The organism is Jeongeupia naejangsanensis, assembly GCF_016865585.1.
Classification (GTDB): Bacteria; Pseudomonadota; Gammaproteobacteria; order Burkholderiales; family Chitinibacteraceae; genus Jeongeupia; species Jeongeupia naejangsanensis.
The window spans coordinates 80,008-101,384 of the sequence record NZ_JAESND010000002.1; the positions used below are offsets into that span (position 1 = coordinate 80,008).

Annotated in this window: 21 protein-coding genes and 1 pseudogene; 12 read left to right on the top strand and 10 right to left on the bottom strand. The window is 63.2% G+C overall.

Annotation, left to right across the window (positions count from 1 at the left end):
* Positions 1 to 2: 2 nt before the first annotated feature.
* From JMJ54_RS05515 to argF, 4 genes are all read right to left on the bottom strand, one after another.
* On the bottom strand, positions 3 to 236 hold the full coding sequence (locus JMJ54_RS05515; RefSeq protein ID WP_238999916.1) for a DUF2788 domain-containing protein: 234 nt from the start codon (positions 234 to 236) through the stop codon (positions 3 to 5).
* Positions 237 to 308: 72 nt separating this feature from the next.
* Positions 309 to 1,526: an argininosuccinate synthase gene (locus JMJ54_RS05520; protein ID WP_203536961.1), complete on the bottom strand. Its 1,218-nt coding sequence runs from the start codon at positions 1,524 to 1,526 to the stop codon at positions 309 to 311.
* Between the two features lie 74 nt (positions 1,527 to 1,600).
* Positions 1,601 to 2,227, bottom strand: coding sequence for a leucine efflux protein LeuE (leuE, locus tag JMJ54_RS05525; protein WP_308437978.1), 627 nt, complete (start codon positions 2,225 to 2,227; stop codon positions 1,601 to 1,603).
* Between the two features lie 7 nt (positions 2,228 to 2,234).
* The gene (gene argF, locus JMJ54_RS05530) at positions 2,235 to 3,149 is read right to left on the bottom strand and encodes an ornithine carbamoyltransferase (protein WP_203536962.1); all 915 of its coding nucleotides are present in this window, start codon (positions 3,147 to 3,149) and stop codon (positions 2,235 to 2,237) included.
* A gap of 214 nt (positions 3,150 to 3,363) precedes the next feature.
* Between argF and JMJ54_RS05535 the strand changes: the two are divergent.
* Positions 3,364 to 3,651 (top strand): annotated as a pseudogene (locus JMJ54_RS05535) (DUF3579 domain-containing protein); the annotation flags it as partial.
* Positions 3,652 to 3,814: 163 nt separating this feature from the next.
* Positions 3,815 to 4,555, top strand: coding sequence for a beta-ketoacyl-ACP reductase (locus tag JMJ54_RS05540; RefSeq protein WP_203536964.1), 741 nt, complete (start codon positions 3,815 to 3,817; stop codon positions 4,553 to 4,555).
* A gap of 52 nt (positions 4,556 to 4,607) precedes the next feature.
* Here the strand turns inward: JMJ54_RS05540 and JMJ54_RS05545 are convergent, their stop codons facing one another.
* Positions 4,608 to 5,735, bottom strand: a complete 1,128-nt coding sequence (locus JMJ54_RS05545; protein ID WP_203536965.1) for a L,D-transpeptidase family protein — start codon at positions 5,733 to 5,735, stop codon at positions 4,608 to 4,610.
* A 14-nt stretch (positions 5,736 to 5,749) separates the two neighbouring features.
* On the bottom strand, positions 5,750 to 6,793 hold the full coding sequence (locus JMJ54_RS05550) for a tetratricopeptide repeat protein (protein WP_203536966.1): 1,044 nt from the start codon (positions 6,791 to 6,793) through the stop codon (positions 5,750 to 5,752).
* Between the two features lie 82 nt (positions 6,794 to 6,875).
* Between JMJ54_RS05550 and JMJ54_RS05555 the strand changes: the two genes are divergently transcribed.
* The 3 genes from JMJ54_RS05555 to JMJ54_RS05565 all read left to right on the top strand — a co-directional run bounded on the left by JMJ54_RS05555 (position 6,876) and on the right by JMJ54_RS05565 (position 9,270).
* Positions 6,876 to 7,223, top strand: a complete 348-nt coding sequence (locus JMJ54_RS05555) for a DMT family protein (RefSeq protein WP_203536967.1) — start codon at positions 6,876 to 6,878, stop codon at positions 7,221 to 7,223.
* Between the two features lie 84 nt (positions 7,224 to 7,307).
* Positions 7,308 to 7,934, top strand: a complete 627-nt coding sequence (gene upp / locus JMJ54_RS05560) for a uracil phosphoribosyltransferase (RefSeq protein ID WP_203536968.1) — start codon at positions 7,308 to 7,310, stop codon at positions 7,932 to 7,934.
* Between the two features lie 94 nt (positions 7,935 to 8,028).
* Positions 8,029 to 9,270, top strand: coding sequence for a uracil-xanthine permease family protein (locus JMJ54_RS05565; protein ID WP_203536969.1), 1,242 nt, complete (start codon positions 8,029 to 8,031; stop codon positions 9,268 to 9,270).
* A gap of 58 nt (positions 9,271 to 9,328) precedes the next feature.
* Here JMJ54_RS05565 and JMJ54_RS05570 read toward each other — a convergent pair whose 3' ends face one another.
* Positions 9,329 to 9,898 (bottom strand): YIP1 family protein, encoded by a 570-nt coding sequence (locus JMJ54_RS05570; protein WP_189458622.1) that lies wholly within the window; start codon positions 9,896 to 9,898, stop codon positions 9,329 to 9,331.
* 244 nt (positions 9,899 to 10,142) lie between these two features.
* On the opposite strand from JMJ54_RS05570, the gene JMJ54_RS05575 reads away from it, so the two are divergent.
* The 7 genes from JMJ54_RS05575 to yegS all read left to right on the top strand — a co-directional run bounded on the left by JMJ54_RS05575 (position 10,143) and on the right by yegS (position 19,745).
* The gene (locus tag JMJ54_RS05575) at positions 10,143 to 11,210 is read left to right on the top strand and encodes a porin (RefSeq protein ID WP_203536970.1); all 1,068 of its coding nucleotides are present in this window, start codon (positions 10,143 to 10,145) and stop codon (positions 11,208 to 11,210) included.
* A 152-nt stretch (positions 11,211 to 11,362) separates the two neighbouring features.
* On the top strand, positions 11,363 to 13,048 hold the full coding sequence (locus tag JMJ54_RS05580; RefSeq protein ID WP_203536971.1) for a glutamine--tRNA ligase/YqeY domain fusion protein: 1,686 nt from the start codon (positions 11,363 to 11,365) through the stop codon (positions 13,046 to 13,048).
* Complete coding sequence (locus tag JMJ54_RS05585; protein WP_203536972.1) at positions 13,048 to 13,443, top strand: hypothetical protein; 396 nt, start codon at positions 13,048 to 13,050, stop codon at positions 13,441 to 13,443. The genes JMJ54_RS05580 and JMJ54_RS05585 overlap by 1 nt, the downstream gene beginning before the upstream one ends.
* A 113-nt stretch (positions 13,444 to 13,556) precedes the next feature.
* Positions 13,557 to 15,236: an ABC transporter ATP-binding protein/permease gene (locus JMJ54_RS05590; RefSeq protein ID WP_203536973.1), complete on the top strand. Its 1,680-nt coding sequence runs from the start codon at positions 13,557 to 13,559 to the stop codon at positions 15,234 to 15,236.
* A gap of 17 nt (positions 15,237 to 15,253) precedes the next feature.
* Positions 15,254 to 16,318, top strand: a complete 1,065-nt coding sequence (gene hemE, locus JMJ54_RS05595) for a uroporphyrinogen decarboxylase (protein ID WP_203536974.1) — start codon at positions 15,254 to 15,256, stop codon at positions 16,316 to 16,318.
* Positions 16,319 to 16,621: 303 nt separating this feature from the next.
* Positions 16,622 to 18,802: a primosomal protein N' gene (locus JMJ54_RS05600; protein WP_238999917.1), complete on the top strand. Its 2,181-nt coding sequence runs from the start codon at positions 16,622 to 16,624 to the stop codon at positions 18,800 to 18,802.
* Positions 18,803 to 18,848: 46 nt separating this feature from the next.
* On the top strand, positions 18,849 to 19,745 hold the full coding sequence (yegS, locus tag JMJ54_RS05605; protein ID WP_203536975.1) for a lipid kinase YegS: 897 nt from the start codon (positions 18,849 to 18,851) through the stop codon (positions 19,743 to 19,745).
* A gap of 43 nt (positions 19,746 to 19,788) precedes the next feature.
* On the opposite strand, the gene JMJ54_RS05610 is transcribed toward yegS, so the two are convergent.
* The 3 genes from JMJ54_RS05610 to JMJ54_RS05620 are packed head-to-tail and all read right to left on the bottom strand — an operon-like array spanning position 19,789 to position 21,372.
* Positions 19,789 to 20,127, bottom strand: coding sequence for a P-II family nitrogen regulator (locus JMJ54_RS05610; protein WP_203536976.1), 339 nt, complete (start codon positions 20,125 to 20,127; stop codon positions 19,789 to 19,791).
* Between the two features lie 58 nt (positions 20,128 to 20,185).
* Positions 20,186 to 20,905 (bottom strand): type II secretion system protein N, encoded by a 720-nt coding sequence (gene gspN, locus JMJ54_RS05615; protein ID WP_203536977.1) that lies wholly within the window; start codon positions 20,903 to 20,905, stop codon positions 20,186 to 20,188.
* Positions 20,902 to 21,372 carry a type II secretion system protein M gene (locus JMJ54_RS05620; protein ID WP_203536978.1) on the bottom strand — a complete coding sequence of 157 codons (471 nt, stop codon included), beginning with the start codon at positions 21,370 to 21,372 and terminating at the stop codon, positions 20,902 to 20,904. Before JMJ54_RS05620 ends, gspN begins: the two co-directional genes overlap by 4 nt.
* Positions 21,373 to 21,377: the final 5 nt, after the last annotated feature.

Sequence of the window (21,377 nt, forward strand, 5' to 3'; positions counted from 1 at the left end):
GGTTATTTTTGCAGCACTTCGGTCAGGACTGTCTTGACGATGAAGCCGAACATCCCGAAGCCCAGCACGAAGGCCAGCACGATGGTGCCATAGCGTCCGGCTTTCGAGTCCTTGGCCAGCTTGTAAATGATGAAGCACATGTAGGCGATCAGCGCGGTACAAAGGATAGTCACCGAGAGTGTGGTGAATGTCTCTTCGTCCATGTTCAGGAAGGCTTCGAGCATCGGATCCGTCATCTGTCTGACTGGTATGGAAGGGCGGCCGACTGTCGAGGGGGCTTAAACCCGCCGCGGCAGCCGGCGTCGCGATCAGCGGCCTTTCTTGCCGGCGATACGCAGGCGCAGCGCGTTCAGCTTGATGAAGCCGCCGGCATCGGCCTGATTGTAGGCGCCGCCGTCATCGTCAAAGGTCGCGATGGTCTGGTCGAACAGCGTGTCCTTCGAGTCGCGAGCGACGACCGAGACGCCGCCCTTGTACAGCTTGACGCGCACCCAGCCGTTGACGTTCTTCTGGGTATGATCGATAAGGGTCTGCAGCGCAACGCGTTCCGGCGCCCACCAGTAGCCGTTGTACACGAGGCTGGCGTAACGCGGCATCAGGTCGTCCTTCAGGTGGGCCACTTCACGGTCGAGCGTGATCGACTCGATGCCGCGGTGGGCCTTCAGCAGGATGGTGCCGCCCGGGGTTTCGTAGCAGCCGCGGCTCTTCATGCCGACGTAGCGGTTCTCGACCAGATCCAGACGGCCGATGCCGTGCTTGCCGCCGAGTTCGTTCAGCTTGGCCAGCACTTCGTGGGCCTTCAGGCGCACACCGTTGATCGCGACGACGTCACCGTGCTCGAACTCGAGATCGACGAATTCGGCGGCATCCGGCGCGGCTTCCGGCGACACGGTCCAGCGCCACATCGATTCTTCGGCCTCGGCCTTCGGGTCTTCGAGGTGACGGCCTTCGAAGCTGATGTGCAGCAGGTTGGCGTCCATCGAGTACGGGGCGCCGCCATTCTTGTGCTTCATGTCGACTTCTATGCCGTTGGCTTCGGCATAGGCCATCAGCTTTTCACGGCTCAGCAGGTCCCATTCGCGCCACGGTGCGATGACCTTCACTTCCGGCATCAGCGCATAGGCGCCGAGTTCGAAGCGGACCTGGTCGTTGCCCTTGCCGGTCGCGCCGTGGCTGATCGCGTCGGCCTTGGTTTCGCGGGCGATTTCGATCAGTCGCTTGGCGATCAGCGGACGTGCGATCGAGGTGCCGAGCAGGTATTCGCCTTCGTACAGTGCGTTGGCACGGAACATCGGGAAGACGAAATCGCGGACGAACTCCTCGCGGACGTCGTCGATGTAGATGTTTTCCGGCTTGATGCCAAACTTCAGTGCCTTCTGGCGCGCCGGTTCCAGCTCTTCACCCTGACCGAGGTCGGCGGTGAAGGTGACGACCTCGCACTGATAAGTATCCTGAAGCCACTTCAGGATTACGGACGTGTCCAGGCCGCCCGAATAGGCGAGTACGACTTTCTTTACTTCAGACATGGAATTCCCCGATCGGTAACAGTTGGGTGAAACAGGAGCGGTTGCGCAGGCGCAACCGGGAGTAACGGTTTGGGTCAGCGTCCCAGTGCGAGTCTGGCGCCGAAGCTGACAAACAGCAGGCCGGTGAGCCTGCCCAGCAGCGGCGCGATCCATCGTCGTCGTGCCAGCCGTTGGGCGATCCGCGCGCCCGCGAGGATCAGCAGGGTCAGGTAGCTGATGCTGGTGAGCTGGACGATCAGTCCGAGTGCGGCGAAGGTGATCGCGACATGCGGGTAGGACGGGTCGACGAACTGCGGAAAGAACGCCATGAAAAACAGGATGGCCTTGACGTTGACCAGCGAGATCGACAGAGCCTGCTTGTAGATGTGCTGTGCGGGGATGTCGATCTGCTCGTCACGCCCCTGGCCTCGACGGCCGAACACCAGCTTCAGCCCCAGCCAGCCGAGGTAAGCTGCGCCGAGATAACGGACCAGATCGAACGCAACCGGATAAGCCTTCATCAGCGAAGCAACGCCGAGTGCCGCTGCCAGCATCAGGACGAAATCGCCGGTAACGATCCCGGCGGCTGCGGCAAAACCGGCGCGAGGCCCGCGTTTGGCCGCCACCGACAGCGCGAACAGCGAGTTCGGTCCGGGCATCAGGATGATGACCAGGGTGCCGGCCAGATAGGTCGCGATATCGGTGATGCCCAGGATCGACACGGTTGGATCAGTCCTCGATCTTGCCCAGCAGCAGGTATTCGATCACGGCCTTCTGCGTGTGCATGCGGTTCTCGGCTTCGTCCCAGACGACCGATTGCGGACCGTCGATCACTTCCGGATCGACTTCCTCGCCGCGGTGCGCCGGCAGGCAATGCATGAACAGGGCATTGGCCTTGGCCTGCATCATCAGCTTTTCCGACACCTTGTAGTTGATGAAGTCCTTCTTGCGCTGCAGCGTCTCGCGCTCGTAGCCCATCGATACGCTGACGTCGGTAGTGACGATGTCGGCGTCGCGCGCGGCCTGATACGGATCGTAGAACTGTTCGAAATGCTCGCTGCCATAGGTCTGGCCGTCGAGCACTGTCATCTCGTAACCGCGCGGGCAGGCGAGGTTGAGCTTGAAGTTGAACGTTTTTGCGGCCTGCAGCCAGGTACGGCTGACGTTGTTGCTGTCGCCGATCCAGGCGACGGTCTTGCCCTCGATCGAGCCGAAACGTTCGATGTAGGTGTAGATGTCGGCCATGATCTGGCACGGGTGGTATTCGTTGGTCAGGCCGTTGATGACCGGCACCTTCGAGTTCTCGGCAAAGCGTTCGATGATGCTTTGTTCGTAGGTGCGCACCATGACGATGTTGACCATGCGGCTGATGACCTGCGCGACGTCCTCGATCGGCTCGCCGCGGCCCAGCTGCGTATCCTTGCTCTGCATGAACATCGCGTGGCCACCGAACTGTGCCATGCCGGCTTCGAACGAGACACGGGTACGCGTCGACGATTTCTCGAAAATCATGCCGAGCACCTTGCCGATGAAGGGCTGGTAAAGCTCGCCCGCCTTCAGGCGCTCCTTGATGATCTTGGTGCGCCGGAACAGGTAGTCGTACTCTTCACGGGAGAAATCGGAGAATTGCAGGTAATGACGCATCGGCAGGCCTTTGTCGTCGCGGCAATCGCGCGCACGTTTTTTCTGATAAAACGGCTATTATTCAGCGGTTTGCCGGTTACTGGCAAGAACGCTGCAGCGGCTTGGGCGTTCACCGGATGGCTTGACGCGTTCGTTCGCGGGTGCGCGGTGGTACAATTGGCCCAGCACGGCGCTTGAATGTACGTATCCGAATCTTCTATTCAGCTGATAGCCAATGATCTGTAATCCATACGAAATTATCATCCAGGGCATCACCAGCAGCGGCAGGGAATTCCGGCCCAGCGACTGGGCTGAGCGGCTGTCGGGCATTCTCTCCACATTCGGTTTCGACCAGAAGCTTTCATATGCGCCGTATGTCCGGCCGATGGTGCACGAGAACGTGCGCTGCGTTGCGGTGGACAAGCAGCTCGAGAAAATCGACCCGCGCGTCTTCGAGTTCATCATGACGTTTGCACGCGACAACGACCTGCGCATCGTCGACTGTCGCACGCTGATCGATCAATACAACGCGGTCCCGCCCGGCAGGACGCCGGCCGCCTGAGCAGGCACACACCGGCCGCCCGACGGTCGGCTGCTGTGGCTTGTTGCGCCGCACAATTCTGACTATCCTGCATGCAAGAGTCCGACAACGGACGTATTTTGCAATGCGGAACGGGGTGTGCGAGATGAGACTGAAAGGCAAGGTTGCGATCATTACCGGCGGCGCCAGCGGTATCGGTTACGCGACGGCAAAGAAGTTTGCCGCGGAAGGCGCCAAGGTCGCCATATGCGACGTCAACCAGCAAGGGATTGATGATGTCGTGTCCGAACTGGTGGCGGGCGGCGCGGAAGCGAGCGGTCACCTTGTCGACGTGACCAACCGCGAGCAGATCGCCGAAATGGTCGAAGGCGTGAAATCCGGCTTCGGCAGGATCGACGTGCTGGTGAACAATGCCGGCATCGTGCTGGATGCCCAGCTGGTGAAGATGACCGACGACCAGTTCGACAAGGTCATCGATATCAATCTCAAGGGTGTCTACAACTGTACCCGTGCCGTCGTCGAGACCATGGTGGAACAGGGCGGTGGCGTGATCCTCAACGCATCGTCGGTCGTCGGGGTCTACGGCAATTTCGGTCAGACCAACTACGCCGCGAGCAAATTCGGCGTGATCGGTTTCGTCAAGACCTGGGCCAAGGAACTTGGCAAGAAGGGTATCCGTGCCAATGCCGTTTGCCCGGGCTTCGTGGCTACGCCGATCCTCAACAGCATGCCGGAAAAGGTGATCGCTGCACTGGAAGAGCGCGTGCCGATGCGCCGGCTGGCCCAGCCCGAGGAAATTGCCAACGTGTATGCTTTCCTTGCCAGCGACGAAGCCAGTTATATCAATGGCGCCGCGATCGAGGTGACCGGCGGCCTGACCCTCTGAGTCGGCCGACGCACAAACAAAAAAGCCCGGGAATCCCGGGCTTTTTTGTTGTTCAGCCTGATTTGGCGGGGCCGTCCCAGACGACGCGCCAGTCGCTGCCGGTCCGCTGCCAGTACTGGCGCCGGACGCCGCCCATGCCGGCATCGTCGAAAGTCGCCACGCGCTGGTCCGCGGCGACGTCGCCGCCAAACACGCTGAGGTCTTCCGGGAGTGCCCCTGACTGGCCCTGATCGACCATGGCGAGCGCGGCCTGGCGCTGTTGCTGCCAGGTGCTGCGGGCGAGCCAGTTGATCTTGCGGACAATCACGACCGGGGTGACGCCGACCTGAAGGTTGGACGACAGCGCTTGCATGTCCTCGTTGCCAAGGGCAACACAGCCGTTGGACGACCACGGCGAGCGCGCATACGTGTCGTAGGGGACGCCGTGCAGCCAGATGCCGTGACCGGTCCTTCCTTGCTGGATATCGAGTTCGTTCGGATACGAAATCGGCCAGGCGCCAATGCCGTAGAGGTCCGCTTTTTTGCCGAGCATCGCATCAAGCTGGGTCCTCGGCATTTCACTGGTGACGAAGTACACCCCGAGCGGCGTGCGCTGGTCGCCTTCCTTCAGCTTGTCGACACCCAGTTTGCCGATGGTCGTGTAGAAATCGGCGATTCGTTTCGGTACGCCCTGTTCGTTGCTGAACAGGTAAACGCGCGACGTATCGGTTTCCACCACGACGGCGTGATGTTGTTTCGGCGCAAGAATCAGCAGGTTGGCTGGGAATGCATCCGGCGGCGGCGGATTGCGGCTGGCCTGAACGCGTGCCATCGCTTCGTGGCGCAGGCCTTCGAGCAGATCGGCCGGTCCGCTGGCGGCACCGCCGACGGTGCGCAGCGGACCGCTGTGCATGGCATAGAGATCGGCCGACAGCAGATGCGCCAGACGATAGTCCGGCTCGCGTACGAGCAGCGCGTCAACGGTGGCACGCGCGTCGCGCATCCGCCCGGCGCGAATCGCGTCGATTGCGGCGACGATCATCTGCTCCGGCGTGCCTTTGGCGGCACGCCCTTCACGCGACGGCTCCGCGTCGAGCGTTGCGCTCATCGATGCGGTGAATTTGGGCTGGGCTGCCGGTGCGAGCACCAGCAGGAGCAATACGGCAATGAGGCGCCGGGCCCGGGACAACGTGGACGACATGACGATTCAGCCTATCAGCGCCCCGAGCGCTCGTCGCTGATCAGCCATTCGGCACCGTTCTTTTCCAGTATCAGTGTCTTGCCGGTGGTGCTGCTCAGGCGGTCCGAGCGATAGCTCTGACGGAAACGCACCTTGGCAGTCTTGTCGTCGTTGCCGAAGTCGACGCGAATGTCCGACAGCCTGACTTCGATCGACTTGGGGCCGCCAACCAGTGCGCGACGTTGTTTTTCCCAGTCCTTGTGGTTCAGGCCCGCCGGTGCGTAGTTGCGCGTGTAGGCGGCAAGGTAGCCTTCGACATTCTGTTTGCCCCAGTTCTGTGCCCAGCGCTGCACGGCAGCGATGACATCCTGCTGACGCGGATCGACGGCCGGCTTGGGGGCCGGCGTCGGGGTCGGGGTCGGTTGCGGCGTGGGTGCCGGTGTGGGGGCAGGCGTCGGCTTCGGTGCGGGTGCCGGTGTAGCTGCCGGCGTGGGGGCCACAGTCGGTTTCACCGGGGCCATGGCGACGGCTACCGGTGCCGGCGTCGGTGCCTTGCTCGGGGTAGCCGGGCGCGCTGGCGTGCCATTCCGGCTGAACAGCTCGTTGACGAGTTTCAACTTGGTCTGCGCGCTGCCCTTGCTGCCTTCGAGTTGCAATGCCTTGTCGTAGGCCTGCGACGCGAGCCGCGCGTACAGGTCGCCCAGGTTCTCGTGCGCGGTCGCATAACTCGGATTGGTCTGGATCGCCATCTGCAACGCGGTACGCGCCTTGTCGTACTGGTTCTGCTGCGCGTACAGCACCGCGAGGTTGTTGTACGGCTCGGGCAGCTGCGGGTAGTCCTCGGACAGGCTGACGAAGGTCTTGATGGCGTCGTCGCTGCGACCGAGTTCGGTCAGTGCCAGACCGCGCAGGAAGCGGATTTGCGGGTCTTTCGGCGTCTTGGTCAGTGCGCGGTCGGCGCGATCCAGCGCCGGCGCATACTGACGCGCCTGCAACAGCTGCTGGATGTCTTCCTTTTCGCCGGCCTGAACGGCACCGGCAAGCAGCAGCAATGCAAGGGAGAGACGACGCAAACGCATGAGCATAATTCCTGTTTTCGGCACGGACCGGCCGACGTAGACTGCGGCGATTCTATCAAAACCCGGCTACCGGTTGCTGATCATGCCCCTGCCTGTTGGTTTGCAGACCATACTGCTGCTGATCGCGTCGAACGTGTTCATGACGTTCGCGTGGTACGGCCATCTGAAATTCGCACACAGCAAGCCCTGGGTGGTCGCCGCACTGCTGAGCTGGGGCATCGCGCTGTTCGAGTACCTGCTGCAGGTGCCGGCCAACAGGATCGGCTACGGCACGTTCTCGCTGGCGCAGCTCAAGATCATCCAGGAGGTGATCACGCTGTCGGTGTTCGTACCCTTCGCTTTATTTTATGCCGGCCAGCCGTTCAAGCTGGATTTCGTCTGGGCAGGGCTCTGCCTCGTCGGCGCGGTCTACTTCATGTTCCGCAGCTAGGCGGCAAACCCGGACTTTCGTCAATAGCGCTCGCGCCATGGACGGATACAATCAATTCATACAATCAATCTGTCGGGATTCACCATGCACATTCACGTCGTCAACCATCCGCTGGTGCAGCACAAGTTGTCCTTGCTGCGCGCCGCCGAGATCAGCACCAACAAGTTCCGCATGCTGACCGACGAACTGGCCCGGTTGCTGGCGTACGAAGCGACGCGCGATCTGCCGCTCGAGCCGGTGACCATCGATGGCTGGTGCGGCCCGGTCGACGTGCAGCAGATCAAGGGCAAGAAGATGACCGTAGTGCCGATCCTGCGCGCCGGCATCGGCATGCTCAACGGCGTGCTCGATCTGGTGCCGTCGGCCAAGATCAGCGTCGTCGGTCTGGCGCGCAACGAGGAAACTCTGCAGCCGGAGCCGTATTTCGAGAAGTTCGTCGGCGACCTCGACGACCGGCTGGCGCTGATCATCGACCCGATGCTGGCTACCGGCGGTTCGCTGGTCGCGACCATCGACATGCTCAAGCGCAAGGGCTGCAAGGAGATCAAGGCCATCGTCATGGTCGCAGCGCCCGAGGGTGTCAAGCTCGTCAACGAGGCGCATCCGGATGTGCAGATCTACGCCGCTTCACTCGATTCGCACCTGAACGAGCACGGTTACATCATTCCGGGGCTGGGCGACGCGGGCGACAAGATTTTCGGGACGCGCTGAGCGGACCGAATCCGGGAACGGGCGCCGCGAGGCGCCCGTTTCGTGTGTCTGCGGCGGACTGCCGCTCCCAAACAAAACCAACACAGGGATGACCATGTTCTCCACCGTCAAACAAGCGATCTCGGGCGCGCAGATCCTGTTCGTTGCCTTCGGCGCGCTGGTGCTGGTGCCGCTGCTGACCGGACTCAACCCGGCTCTGGCGCTGCTCGGCGCCGGCATTGGCACGCTGATGTTCCAGTTCGTGACCAAGCGCGAAGTGCCGCTTTTCCTCGGTTCGTCGTTCGCCTTCATTGGCCCGATCATTTTCTCGATCCAGACCTGGGGGCAGGCGGCAACGCAGTTCGGCCTGTTCGCAGCCGGTTTCATGTATTTCCTCGTCGCCGGACTGATCCGCTGGCGCGGTATCGCCTTCATCCACAAGCTGCTGCCGCCGGTCGTCATCGGCCCGGTGATCATGGTGATCGGCCTGTCGGTTGCCGTTGCCGCATCGGGCATGGCCATGGGGCAGGGCGGCGGCAAGCAGCTGATTCCGTACCAGACCTCGATCCTGCTGGCCGCGATTTCGCTGGCGACGACCATCGTCGTCGCGGTGTTCGCCGGCGGCATGTTGCGGCTGGTGCCGATCCTGTCCGGAGTCTTCGTCGGCTACGGCGTCGCCGCGCTGATGGGCGTGGTCAACTTTGCACCGATCGCTGCTGCGCCATGGTTTGCACTGCCGCACATCGTCCACCCTGAAATCAGCTGGGCTGCGGCACTGTTCATGATGCCGGTGGCGATTGCACCGGCGATCGAGCATATCGGTGGCGTGATGGCGATCGGCGGCGTGACCGGCAAGGATTACACCGCGTCGCCGGGCCTGCACCGGACCCTGGCCGGTGACGGCTTGGGCGTCTGCTTTGCCGGCCTCGTCGGCGGCCCGCCGATCACGACCTACGGTGAAGTGACCGGCGCGCTGATGATCACCAAGAATTTCAACCCGGTGATCATGACCTGGGCGGCGGTACTGGCGGTGATCCTGGCGTTTTTCGGCAAGTTCAATGCGATCCTGCAGTCGATTCCGCTGCCGGTGATGGGCGGCATCATGGTGCTGCTGTTCGGGACCATTGCCTCGATCGGCCTGAAAACCCTGATCGACGCCAAGGTGGACCTGATGGCACCGCGCAACCTCGTCATCGTTGCCGTGGTGCTGACCTGCGGCGTCGGCGGTCTGACGCTGCAACTGGGCGACCTGAATCTGGCCGGTGTCGGTCTCGTGAGCCTGCTGGCGATCGTGCTCAACTTCGTGCTGCCGCAGGACAAGCACCACGAGGGCATTGTCGAGGGCCAGGACGTCTGACGGTAGGCGATGCACAAAAAACGGCCCCTCGGGGCCGTTTTTTCATGGTGGTGCAGCGTCAGAAGAACAGTGGCACCAGCACCAGTGCGCACAGCAGTGCCCATGCTGCAGCGCCGACCGACATCACCAGATAGGCGACGTCTTGTGCCTCGATGTCCTCGGTGGTGCCGAGCAGCGACGGGACGCCGTGGTACAGCAGGCAGAAGGCCGCGCCGAGTCCGATCGCTCCGCACAGCGCATTGAACGCGATGCTGGGCACGAACAGCGTCAGGGCCGACAGCCACAGCGGAACCGCCGCCAGTGCCGCAAGCAGATAGGCGCTGTCACGGTCCGTCGAGAAGTCGCGAATTGCCGCAACCTGACGGATGACCGTCGCCATCAGCGAGACGGTGACGATTTCGGCGCAGAAGAAGATCGTCGCAACGGCGATCCAGCGCGAGAAAGGTGCTTCGGGTGCGTAGTAGTTGCCGTTGACGCCTCCGGCGTACAGGATCATCGCTGCCGGCAGCAGCGACAGCGGAATCACCAGTGACAGCAGGATCTTCAGGCTGGCCGGATGGCGGGATTTCAGTTCGTCCCAGCCCTGGTGGTAGGACGTCAGCATGTGGGGGTAGTCGCTCGCTTTCATGGTTCGATCTCCTTGCCATCGAATCGCTGCGCCCATTGCGCATCTATCCATGAGCTTAGACCCGCCTACGGGCGACGATTTCCGCCGTTGGGCCTTTTCCCGGCAATCGGTTGCTTTGAGTCGAAAAAGCACCTTGCCGGGCTGGATCGCGTTGGAGTGTGCAGCCTGTTTGAAAAGCTGGCCGTGTTCCCCGGTCTCGCGTTACATAGCGATTCCGTTGCGCAAAATTTGCCAGAGTCATGCCATGAACCACCGCCAATCCGGTGTCCTGTTGCTTGCCCTGCTGTTGATCCAGCCTTGCTTGGCAAAGCCCGATGCGTCGTCCGCGGACGACGACGAGGAGGCCGGACTGAGCTGGTCTTATCAGCGCTGGGCATTCGGGGTGTCCGGCTCGCTGGCGGGGGAAATCCACCGCAATGCGGCTTCGAAAGGCGCAAACAAGTGGAACACCGAGCTCGACCCGGTTTTTGCGCTGGATCTGGCTTATGCGCTGCCGGATGACGACCGGCTGGTGGTCAAGGTCGATACCGGTCTGGAAAGCTGGCGGCCCGCGAGTCAGCGCAAGCTGGGCAACCGTGAGGCCTATCTGGGTTATCAGTCCGACACGTGGGGGACGGTCAAGCTGGGAACGAATGGCTCACCCAGCTGGCGGTTGCTCGACGAGGAATACGGCACGCACGGCTTGAACTGGCCGGTCAGCTACAGCGGTTACGGCCGGCTGAATGTATTGCGGATGGCCGACTGGGTGAAAAACACCCTGGCCTATGCCAGCCCGGAATACGCCGGGTTCAGCGGCGAACTCGCCGTTTTGCTGGCGAACAATGATTGGCTCGAGCGTTTTCACGACGTGTTGCTGCATTACGCGCAGGAAGACCGGTTCCGTGTCGATCTGGGTTTTGTCGGGCAGCAAACGGATCGTCCTGTAGCGCCGTTGCGGCAGCATTTCCTTGCCGGTGAATACAACTGGCAAAGCGTGACGCTGAGTCTGGGTTACAAACACATGGCGCAAGACCGGATCATGGACCGGTCGGTCATCTGGTCGCAGCTGGGCTATGCATTCGGCCAGAACGAGCTGCATTTGGGCGTGGCCCGGGTCAGGGACCGCGCGTTCCCGGCTCTGGACATCGGCACCATGGTGCTGGGGACCGGCTACACCCTGCACATGAACCGGTACCTTGATTTCTATTCCGATCTGACCTGGGCCAGAAACCGTGCCGAGGGCGGTATCGGCGCCAGCGATGTCGATCCCCGCTACAGCCTGGGCAGCGTGCGATCCAGCCAGTGGATCACCGGCCTGAGTCTGGATTTCTGAGTGTGCGTTGCGTGATTCCGGCCCAAGGCGCGTTTCGGACAAAGCCGTTTCAGATCAACCACTTCCGTAGTATCTAAGTCATTGATTATTGACGATTTTGCCGTGCGAGCCGGATAATCGGTGGTTTGAGTCATTCGACAGCCCCATCGAGCATGAGCAACGAGCTTCCGGTCAGCAACTTCATCCGCCACATTATCGATACCGACCTTGCCAGCGGCAAACGCAGCGCCGTGCAGACGCGGTTTCCGCCCGAGCCCAACGGCTACCTGCACATCGGTCATGCCAAGGCGATCACCGTCAATTTCGGTCTCGCCCAGGATTACCAGGGTCTGTGCAACCTGCGCATGGACGACACCAATCCGGAGAAGGAAGAGGACGAATACGTCCAGGCGATCCAGGACGACGTGCGCTGGCTCGGCTTCGACTGGAGCGGCGAGACGCGTTTCGCGTCGGACTACTTCCAGCAGCTGTACGACTACGCCGAAGAGCTGATCCAGACCGGCAAGGCCTTTGTCTGTGACCTGACACCGGACGAGATGCGCGCTTATCGCGGCAACTTCGAAGTGCCGGGGCGCGAGAGCCCCTACCGTGCGCGCTCGGTTGATGAGAACCTCGACCTGTTCCGCCGCATGAAGGCCGGCGAGTTCGCCGACGGCAGCAAGACGCTGCGGCTGAAAATCGACATGCAGAGCCCGAACCTGAACATGCGCGATCCGGTGATCTACCGGATCAAGCGGGCCGAGCACCATCGCACCGGCAACGACTGGTGCATCTATCCGATGTACGACTACACGCACTGCATTTCGGACGCGATCGAAGGCATCACCCACAGCCTGTGCACGCTGGAGTTCGAAGACCATCGTCCGCTGTACGACTGGGTGCTGGACAACATCAGCATCGGCAACCATCCGCAGCAGATCGAATTCTCGCGCCTCGAAACGCTGTATGTCGTCACTTCTAAGCGCAAGCTCAAGCAGCTGGTCGACGAGCAACTGGTCGGCGGCTGGGATGATCCGCGCATGCCGACGATTTCGGGCATGCGCCGCCGTGGCTACAGCCCGGAAGGCGTGCGGCTGTTCGCGCAGCGCGCCGGCGTGTCGAAAACGCCGAACGTCGTCGACTTCTCGTCGCTCGAAGGTGCGGTGCGCGAAACGCTGGAAGAAGCCAGCCCGCGCGTGATGGCGGTGCTCGACCCGATCAAGGTGACGCTGACCAACTTCGACCCGGCGACCACCGGTTCGCGCAGTGCGCCGTTCCATCCGCACCACGAAGAGTTCGGTGAGCGCCTGGTGCCGATCGCGCGCGAGCTCTATATCGAGCGCGACGATTTCGCCGAAGTGCCGCCGCCGAAATGGCAGCGCCTGACGCCGGGCGGCGAAGTCCGCCTGCGCTACAGCTACGTGATCAAGTGCGATGACGTGGTCAAGGATGCCGACGGCAAGGTGGTCGAGCTCAAGTGCTCGATCGATCCGGACACGCTGGGCCAGAACCCGGTCGGCCGCAAGGTCAAGGGCGTGATCCACTGGGTCAGCGCCGAACATGCCGTCGAGGCCGAGGTCCGCCTGTACGACCGGCTGTTCACCGAGGCACGCCCGGATGCGGTGCGTGGCGACGATGGCCAGTACGTCGACTTCAAGCAGTTCATCAATGCCGACTCGCTCAAGGTCGTCACCGGTTACGTCGAAGCCTGCGTCAGCGATGCCGCTCCGGAAACGCGTTACCAGTTCGAGCGCCTCGGCTACTTCGTCACCGACCGCTACGACCACAAGGCCGGCGGCAAGCCGGTCTTCAACCGCACCGTCACCTTGCGCGATTCGTGGGCCAAGGAAAACGGTTGATGCGGCTGCTGGCTTGCGCTGTCGCGCTGGGCCTGAGCAGTGTTGCCTTCGCCGATGCATCCGCGCCGGCCCGGTCGACTTTGCCGATCCATTCGGGCAAGGTCGGCCAGGCGCCGGTGGAGGTGGTGTTCGATTACCTGAAAGAGCGGATTGCCGACGAGCGCGGTCTGGGCGAGTACCGGACGCTGTCGATCGAGCAGCAAGGCAAGGGTGGCGAAGTGCCCGACCAGGTCTCGCTCAGGGTCGAGATGAAAGGCCTGCTCGACGACGCGGTTGCCGCGCAGCGCTACCGCTTGACCATGCACTTCGACGAAGTCTGGCAGATCGAGCACGTCCAGCATTCCTGGCAATGCCGCCGTGGCAAACCGGGCTGGACACAACGTCCTTGTCCATAATCCATCGATGCTGATCCCCGCGGGCGAGCCGGTCTCGCCCGCATTTGTCCAAGTCCAGAGGACCCGACGCAATGCAGCCAGCCGCTCCGGCAAATGTACCCACAGTCAGGCACTTGTTCAGACACTTCTGGCGGCTCTCCAAGCCGTTCTGGACCAGCGAGGAAAAGTGGAAGGCCTATGGCCTGCTGGCCGTCGTCATCGGGCTCAATCTCGGCTCGGTCTACATGAACGTGTTGTTCAACAGCTGGTACAACACCTTCTACAACACCCTGCAGAATTACGATCCCACCGGTTTCAAGGCGGCGCTGCTCAAGTTCGGCTGGCTGGCGGCGATCTGGATTTTCATCAGCGTCTACCGCTTCTACCTGCAGCAGATGCTCGAGCTCAAATGGCGCCGCTGGTATGCCGCGCACATGTCGCAGCGCTGGCTGGATCACCAGAGCTACTACCGCTTGCAACTGACGGACCGTCAAACCGACAACCCCGACCAGCGGATCGCCGAAGACACGCAGATGTTCGTCAGCAGCACGCTCGGTCTGGCACTCGGCCTGATGAATTCGCTGGTGACGTTCTTCTCCTTCGTCACCATTCTGTGGACGCTGTCCGGTCCGCTGCATTTCACGCTGGGCGGCCACGAGTTCCACATTCCCGGCTACATGGTCTGGGTGGCGCTGATCTATGCGCTGGTCGGTTCCGTCGTGACCGTACTGGTCGGCCGGCCGCTGGTGAAGCTGAACTTCGAGCAACAGCGCCGTGAAGCCGACTTCCGTTTCGGCCTCGTGCGGGTGCGCGAGAACGCCGAGTCGGTGGCGCTGTACCACGGCGAGGTCGGCGAAACGCGCACGCTGCGCAGCCGGATCGATGCCTTCGTGGCCAATTACTGGGCGCTGGTCCAGCGTCAGAAGCGCCTGACCTGGTTCACCTCGTTCTGGGGCCAGCTGGCGATCATTTTCCCGATGATCGTCGGTGCGCCGCGTTACTTCGCCAAGGAGATCCCGCTGGGCGGGCTGATGCAGATCAACAGCGCATTCGGTCAGGTTTACGGCGCGCTGGACTTCATCATCGGCAGCTTTTCATCGCTGGCGAACTGGAAGGCCATCATCGACCGGCTGATCACCTTCGAGGACAGCCTGACCAAGGTCGAAGCGCTGCCGGTGGTGCGCCCGGCCGCGTCGGCGGAAGGGCTGCACGTCGCGGACCTCAATGTCCGCAAGCCGGACGGCACGGCGCTGTTTTCTGGCCTGAAGCTTGAACTGAACGCCGGTGATCGGCTGCTGATCCAGGGGCCGTCGGGCAGCGGCAAGTCGACCTTGCTGCGTACGCTGGCAGGCATCTGGCCGTATTCGGATGGCGACATGGCCTACGTCAAGGAGCGCGGCGTGCTGTTCCTGGCGCAGAAGCCTTACCTGCCGCTGGGTACGCTGCGCGAAGTGTTGTGCTATCCGGCGCAGCCGTCGCACGACGATGGCGACCTGAATGCCTTGCTCGATGCCGTCAAGCTGCATCATCTCGTCGGCCGGCTCGATGACGTCGACAACTGGTCGCACATCCTCAGCCTTGGCGAGCAGCAGCGGATCGCCTTCGCACGGGCGCTGTTCATCCGTCCGGCAGTGCTGATGATGGACGAAGCCAGCTCCGCACTCGACGAGCCCAACGAAGCCATCCTCTACCAGCTGGTCGAAGACCGGCTGCCCGGCAGCATCATCGTCAGCGTCGGCCACCGGTCGACGTTGCGGACCTTCCACAACCATCATCTGGAAACGCTTGGCGACGGCAGCTGGCAGCTGACCTGATCCGGGCCTGAAGAGCCATGACCCAACTGCAAAACGATACTTTCCTGCGCGCCTTGCTGCGCCAACCCGTCGACTACACCCCGGTCTGGCTGATGCGCCAGGCCGGCCGTTACCTGCCGGAGTACTGCGCGACGCGCAAACAGGCTGGTTCCTTCCTGCAACTGTGCAAGAACACCGAACTGGCGACTGAAGTCACGCTGCAGCCGCTCGAGCGCTTTCCGCTCGACGCCGCGATCCTGTTTTCGGACATCCTCACCGTGCCCGACGCCATGGGACTGGGGCTGTACTTCGCCGAAGGCGAAGGCCCGAAGTTCGAGCGGCCGCTGCAACACGAGGCCGACATCCGCAAGCTGGCGGTGCCGGACCTGTCCGAGCTGCAGTACGTGTTCGACGCGGTATCGTCGATCCGCAAGGCGCTGAACGGCCGCGTGCCGCTGATCGGCTTTTCGGGCAGCCCGTTCACGCTGGCGTGCTACATGATCGAAGGCGGCAGCTCGAGCGACTTCCGCCGCGTCAAGACGATGATGTACGACCGTCCCGAGCTGCTGCACCACATCCTCGATGTGAACGCGCAAACGGTCACCGATTACCTGAACGCGCAGATCGATGCCGGTGCGCAGGCGGTGCAGATTTTCGATACCTGGGGCGGGGCGCTGGCCTACGGCAAGTATCACGAGTTCTCGCTGGCCTACATGAAGCGCATCGTCGGCGGCCTGAAGCGCGAAGCCGACGGCCGTCGTGTGCCGGTGATCCTGTTCACCAAGGGCGGTGGGCTGTGGCTCGAGGATCTGGCCGATACCGGCTGTGATGCACTCGGCCTCGACTGGACCGTCGACCTTGCCGCCGCGCGCCGTCGCGTCGGCGACCGTGTGGCGCTGCAGGGCAATTTCGATCCGAATGCGCTGTTTGCCAACCCGGCAGCGATCGAGGCCGAAGTCGAGCGGCTGCTGGCGTCTTATGGCGACGGCACCGGCCATGTCTTCAACCTCGGTCACGGCATCAACCAGTTCACGCCGCCCGAGCATGTGGCTGCGCTGGTAGGTGCCGTGCACAAGCTTTCACGACATCGTCATGCTGAGTAGAGAAACATCAAATATGACAACGATTTAGCGTGATATTGCTCATGCTTTCGCTGATGTTGAACGTAAGTTATTAACAAAGCAGGGTCGGGTGAGGCAAGGCTTGTCAAGCCCGATTTGCAGATATTTCAGTATCGTTTAATGTTGTTAAGTCTTTGATTTATAACGGTATACGAATTCGGTTTAAAATTTGTGCAACCTAGCTGAAGCAAGAGCGATACTGGCTTTGAGGCACATCCACACCAGCTGTTCACAAAGTTATCCACATAATTTGTGGGTAGTTTATTTGGCCGGCAATTTTCCTTCTTGATCCGTCCCAGAATGCCGTCCGACTACCTCTCGGTTGCCCTAGATGTCCCCTTGCCGCGCTGTTTCGACTATCGTGCGCCGGCAGGTGCGGCCGGCGTCGGTGAGCGGGTCATCGTGCCGTTCGGGCGGCAAACGCTGTCGGGCGTGGTGCTGGCGGTCAGCGAGACGGCGCCGGACTTTACCGGGCTGAAAGACATTGCCGCCGCGCCGGGTGATTTGCCGGCGCTGCCGGCAGACGTGCTGGCGCTGTGCCGGTTCTGCGCCGATTTTTATGCCGCGCCGCTCGGCATGGTGCTCGCGGCGGCGTTGCCGGCGGCCTTGCGTCAGCCGAAGCCGTGGAGCGGCGATGGTGCGACGCTTCTGTGGCAGGCGACCGATGCCGATGCCTTGCTGGCCAGATTGTCGCCGCGCGCCAGAAAGCAGCGGCAGCTCGCCGACTTGCTGCGGACGCCGCAAACCCGCGAAGCCGTGCGCGAGGTCGCAGGCGACGCGCTGCGCTGGCTGGCCGACTGGCAGGCTGCCGGCGAGGTGATTGCCGTCGCGCCGGAGCGGCGAACCGGCGTCCCGCGGCAGGCCGCGTCGCCGCAGCTCAATGCGGCGCAGGCGGCCGCTGTCGATGCGGTCAACGCAGCCGAGGGTTTTGCCGCGTTTCTGCTTTACGGCGTCACCGGTTCGGGCAAAACCGAAGTCTATCTGCGCACGATCGCCGAGCGCCTCGGGCGCGGCGAGCAGGTGCTGGTACTGGTGCCCGAAATCAACCTGACGCCGCAACTCGAAGCCCGGTTCCGTCAGCGCTTTCCCGATGAAGCCATCGTCAGCCTGCACAGCGGGCTGGCCGACGGTGAGCGCACGCGCAGCTGGCTGCAGGCGGTGCGTGGCGAAGCGCGCATCGTGCTCGGTACGCGGCTGGCCGTGTTCACGCCGCTGCCTGCATTGGGGCTGATCGTCGTCGACGAAGAGCACGACGGCTCGTACCGGCAGCAGGAAGGCGTTCGTTATTCGGCCCGGGATCTGGCGGTCTGGCGCGCGCATGACCGCAAGCTGCCCGTCCTGCTCGGCTCGGCCACGCCGAGCATCGAAACCTGGAAAAACGCGACCGAAGGGCGTTACCGAAGGCTCAACCTGCCGCTGCGCGCCGTTGGCGGTGCCGTGGCACCGACGATCGAGGTGCTGCCGACCGGCCGGACCGCGTTGCAGGACGGCATCCACCCGCTGGCGCTCGAGCGGCTACGCGCAACGCTGGCGCGGGGCGGGCAGGCGCTGGTGTTCATCAACCGCCGTGGCTATTCGCCGGTGCTGGCATGCAACGAATGCGGCTGGGTCAGCGGCTGCAAGCGTTGCGACGCCAGGCTGGTGCTGCATCTCGGCGACCGGCGGCTGCGCTGTCACCATTGCGGCTTCGAATGTGCGATTCCGGCCGAATGCCCCGATTGCGGCAACATCGATCTCAAGCCGCTGGGGCAGGGCACGCAGCGGGTCGAGGATGCGCTGGCCTCGCGTTTTCCCGATACGCCGCCGCTGCGCATCGACCGTGACAATACCCGCCGCAAGGGCAGCCTCGAGGCAATGCTGGCGCAGGTTCACGACGGCGAGGTGCGCTTGCTCGTCGGCACGCAGATGCTGGCCAAGGGGCACGATTTTGCCAATCTGCAACTGGTCGTCGTCCTCAATGCCGACGCCGGCCTGTTCAGCGTCGATTTTCGTGCCGAGGAGCGGCTGTTCGCGCAGCTGCTTCAGGTTGCCGGCCGGGCGGGGCGCGCCGGCCAGCCGGGGCAGGTGCTGATCCAGACCCGCTATCCGGAGCATCCTTTCTATGCCGCGCTGCTCGCCGGCGATTACGCGGCGTTTGCCGATGAACAGCTTGCCGCGCGCCGGGAGCTGCTACTGCCGCCGTGCGCGTCCTGGCTGATGATCCGTGCCGAAGCCAAGCGGATCGAAACATCACTGGCCTTTCTGAGTGCCTTGCGCGGTGCGCTGTCCGGCATGGCGGTGCAGGCAATGACCCCGATCGCCGCGTCGATGAGCCGCAAGGCCGGCTGGGAGCGGGCACAACTGCTGGTGACGGCACCGACGCGCGGTCCCGTCGTGGCCGCAGCCGCGCATCTGGCCACACTGCTTGCCGCCAGGCCGCCGAAGGGCGTGCGCTGGGTGATCGACGTCGATCCCCAGGACGTCTGAAGCCGAAACGCGGCATACTGGTCCGGCTCCTTTCGGTGGGGATGGCATGACCACGACGATGATGTTGATCCTGAACGGCAAGGCTGCGTCGAACGCCGACGTACGCGACGCGGTCGTCGCGGTACGCGAGGCGGGTCATCGCGTCGACGTCAGGCTGACCTGGGAGGGCGGTGACGCCGCACGTTACGTCGACGAAGCGTGCCGGCTCGGACTTGTCACGGTGGTGGCTGGCGGCGGTGACGGAACGGTCAACGAGGTCGCAGTCGCGCTGCTGCAGTTGCCCGCGCCGCAACGACCGTCACTGGCGGTCCTGCCGCTCGGCACCGCCAACGATTTTGCCCGCGGTTGTGCGATTCCGATCGAACCCGGCGCCGCGCTGGCGCTCGCGCTGCAGCTCCCGACACCGATCGACGCGGTCCGGGTCAACGACCGCGGCTTCATCAATATGGCAACCGGCGGTTTCGGTACGCAGATCACCGTCGAAACCCCGCCGGAACAAAAGGCGCTGCTCGGCGGCTTCGCCTACCTGCTGACCGGCCTGACGCGCTTCGGGAGTCTGTCGGCCGATGCCAGCCGGCTGAGCGGCCCGGATTTCGACTGGGAAGGGGAATTTCTCGTGCTGGGGCTGGGCAACGGTGCGCAGTCCGGCGGCGGACACCGGCTGTGTCCGGACGCCAAACTCGACGACGGCCTGCTCGACCTTCGGCTGGTCACCGGCACCGAGCTGCTGCCGGCCTTGCTGCAACAGTGGATCGATGGTGAAAACAGCGAGCGCGTGCTGACGGCAAGGCTGCCGTGGCTGACGGTCTCGACCCCGCACGAGATCAACCTCAATCTCGACGGCGAACCGATGTCCGGCACCGAGTTCCGGATCGAGGTCGAACCCGGCGCTTTGCGCTGCCATTTGCCTTCCGGCTGTCCGCTCCTGCTCGGAACGGCATGAAAAAAGCCCGGCATGGCCGGGCTTTTCAACGATGCTGGCGGGCTTACAGCGCCTGTTCGTTGATCTCGCCGGTCCGGATGCGCACGACGTGCTCGACCGGGGAAACGAAGATCTTGCCGTCACCGATCTTGCCGGTGTTGGCGGCCTTGATGATGGCTTCGATCGCGCTGTCGACCAGATCATCGGCCAGCACCACTTCGACCTTGGCCTTGGGCAGGAAGTCGACGACGTACTCGGCGCCACGATACAGCTCGGTATGGCCTTTCTGGCGGCCGAATCCCTTCACTTCGGTGACGGTCAGCCCGGAAATCCCGAGGTCGGAGAGTGCTTCGCGCACTTCGTCGAGTTTGAACGGCTTGATGATCGCTTCGATTTTTTTCATGTCGGGGTCCGTAGGCATTCGCAGTGAACTGAAGGCGATTATAAGCGGCTTGCGCCGCTTACGGGTTGGCAGCGCCGAGCCTGAGTGTACGGGTCGTACCGTCGCCGGGCAGGCTGTTCAGCAGCGGGGCGAACAGCGCGGCCTGACCGTCGGCGGCGCGCAACGTCAGTTCGCCCTGCGGACCGGCCGGGCCGATCGATCCTTTGCCCTGGATGTCCAGTCGGCCACCGAGGGAGGCCAGCTGCCAGTCCAGCCGTTGACCGTTGCGTTGCAGCGACACGTTGTAGCTGCCGAACGGGTTGGCCTGGGGGGTGACCAGCGAGCTGGCGTCCTGCCACTGGACGCTGGCATCGGCAAGTATCTGGCGGTCAAGTCGCCGTGCATTGATCAGCAGCGTACCGCCGAGCTGGAAGGGCGCCAGCGCGCGGACTTGCCCCAGCAGCGGCGATGCGGGAAGCCGTGCGCTGAGGTCTTCGATGCGGGTGCCGCCGAGACCGGTCAGCAGTTTGGCCGAGACCGGCGTTGCCGGATCGGTGCTGCCCAGTGACCACATCAGTTCGCCGCGCAACAGGCCGGCGGCTTGCCAGCGCCAGCTCAGACCGCGGACCAGTTCCTGACCGTCGAGGCCGAGCTGCGTTGCGCTTCCCGCCCACAGCGTGCCGCTGATGCCGGACAGCTGCAGTGGCGCAGGGACGAGTCCGGCGAGCACGCTGGCCGGGAGGCGGATACCGATGAAGAGCAGGGCGGCAATGCCGCCGGTGATGATCAGCCGCTTCATGGTTCGACCACCAGTTCGGCCTGAACCGTGCCCCCCTGACCATGGACATCCGCCCGAATGACACGCAGATGCTGGTCGTTCTCCAGCGCGCCGAGCAAGGCCAGCACGCGGTCGAACGGCGCGCCGCCAATGACGACGCGAACCTGTTCGCCCGGCAGCGCCTGCAACTCGGCGCCGATCTGCTGCGCGTCGAGTGCGGCCTGGACGTGCTGGCGCAAGGCACCGGGCGCGACATTGGCACGTGCGCCGGTCTGTTTGAATTCGGCGACACCGCGTTGCAGGTCGGCCAGGCTGGTCTGCAGCTCGGGCAGTTGCCGTGCCAATCGTGCCGACGCTTGTGTGGCCGGCTGCCAGATGCCGGCATAGAGCACCGCCGCGACGAGGGCGATCCCGCCCACGGTCAGCGCCTGGCGCTCGCGTTGCGCGCGCTCGCGCCACCAGTTTCGCAAAGTCTGAATCGAAGCCATGGGCA

Bases quoted from the DNA above. Each gene is read 5' to 3' on its own strand.
- JMJ54_RS05565 (WP_203536969.1), top strand. From the start codon at position 8,029: ATGTTCTCCACCGTCAAACAAGCGATCTCGGGCGCGCAGATCCTGTTC.
- upp (WP_203536968.1), top strand. From the start codon at position 7,308: ATGCACATTCACGTCGTCAACCATCCGCTGGTGCAGCACAAGTTGTCC.
- JMJ54_RS05580 (WP_203536971.1), top strand. From the start codon at position 11,363: ATGAGCAACGAGCTTCCGGTCAGCAACTTCATCCGCCACATTATCGAT.
- JMJ54_RS05585 (WP_203536972.1), top strand. From the start codon at position 13,048: ATGCGGCTGCTGGCTTGCGCTGTCGCGCTGGGCCTGAGCAGTGTTGCC.
- JMJ54_RS05515 (WP_238999916.1), bottom strand. From the start codon at position 236: ATGACGGATCCGATGCTCGAAGCCTTCCTGAACATGGACGAAGAGACA.
- JMJ54_RS05610 (WP_203536976.1), bottom strand. From the start codon at position 20,127: ATGAAAAAAATCGAAGCGATCATCAAGCCGTTCAAACTCGACGAAGTG.
- gspN (WP_203536977.1), bottom strand. From the start codon at position 20,905: ATGAAGCGGCTGATCATCACCGGCGGCATTGCCGCCCTGCTCTTCATC.
- JMJ54_RS05570 (WP_189458622.1), bottom strand. From the start codon at position 9,898: ATGAAAGCGAGCGACTACCCCCACATGCTGACGTCCTACCACCAGGGC.
- hemE (WP_203536974.1), top strand. From the start codon at position 15,254: ATGACCCAACTGCAAAACGATACTTTCCTGCGCGCCTTGCTGCGCCAA.
- JMJ54_RS05545 (WP_203536965.1), bottom strand. From the start codon at position 5,735: ATGTCGTCCACGTTGTCCCGGGCCCGGCGCCTCATTGCCGTATTGCTC.
- JMJ54_RS05550 (WP_203536966.1), bottom strand. From the start codon at position 6,793: ATGCGTTTGCGTCGTCTCTCCCTTGCATTGCTGCTGCTTGCCGGTGCC.
- JMJ54_RS05620 (WP_203536978.1), bottom strand. From the start codon at position 21,372: ATGGCTTCGATTCAGACTTTGCGAAACTGGTGGCGCGAGCGCGCGCAA.
- argF (WP_203536962.1), bottom strand. From the start codon at position 3,149: ATGCGTCATTACCTGCAATTCTCCGATTTCTCCCGTGAAGAGTACGAC.
- JMJ54_RS05555 (WP_203536967.1), top strand. From the start codon at position 6,876: ATGCCCCTGCCTGTTGGTTTGCAGACCATACTGCTGCTGATCGCGTCG.
- JMJ54_RS05540 (WP_203536964.1), top strand. From the start codon at position 3,815: ATGAGACTGAAAGGCAAGGTTGCGATCATTACCGGCGGCGCCAGCGGT.
- JMJ54_RS05575 (WP_203536970.1), top strand. From the start codon at position 10,143: ATGAACCACCGCCAATCCGGTGTCCTGTTGCTTGCCCTGCTGTTGATC.
- yegS (WP_203536975.1), top strand. From the start codon at position 18,849: ATGACCACGACGATGATGTTGATCCTGAACGGCAAGGCTGCGTCGAAC.
- JMJ54_RS05520 (WP_203536961.1), bottom strand. From the start codon at position 1,526: ATGTCTGAAGTAAAGAAAGTCGTACTCGCCTATTCGGGCGGCCTGGAC.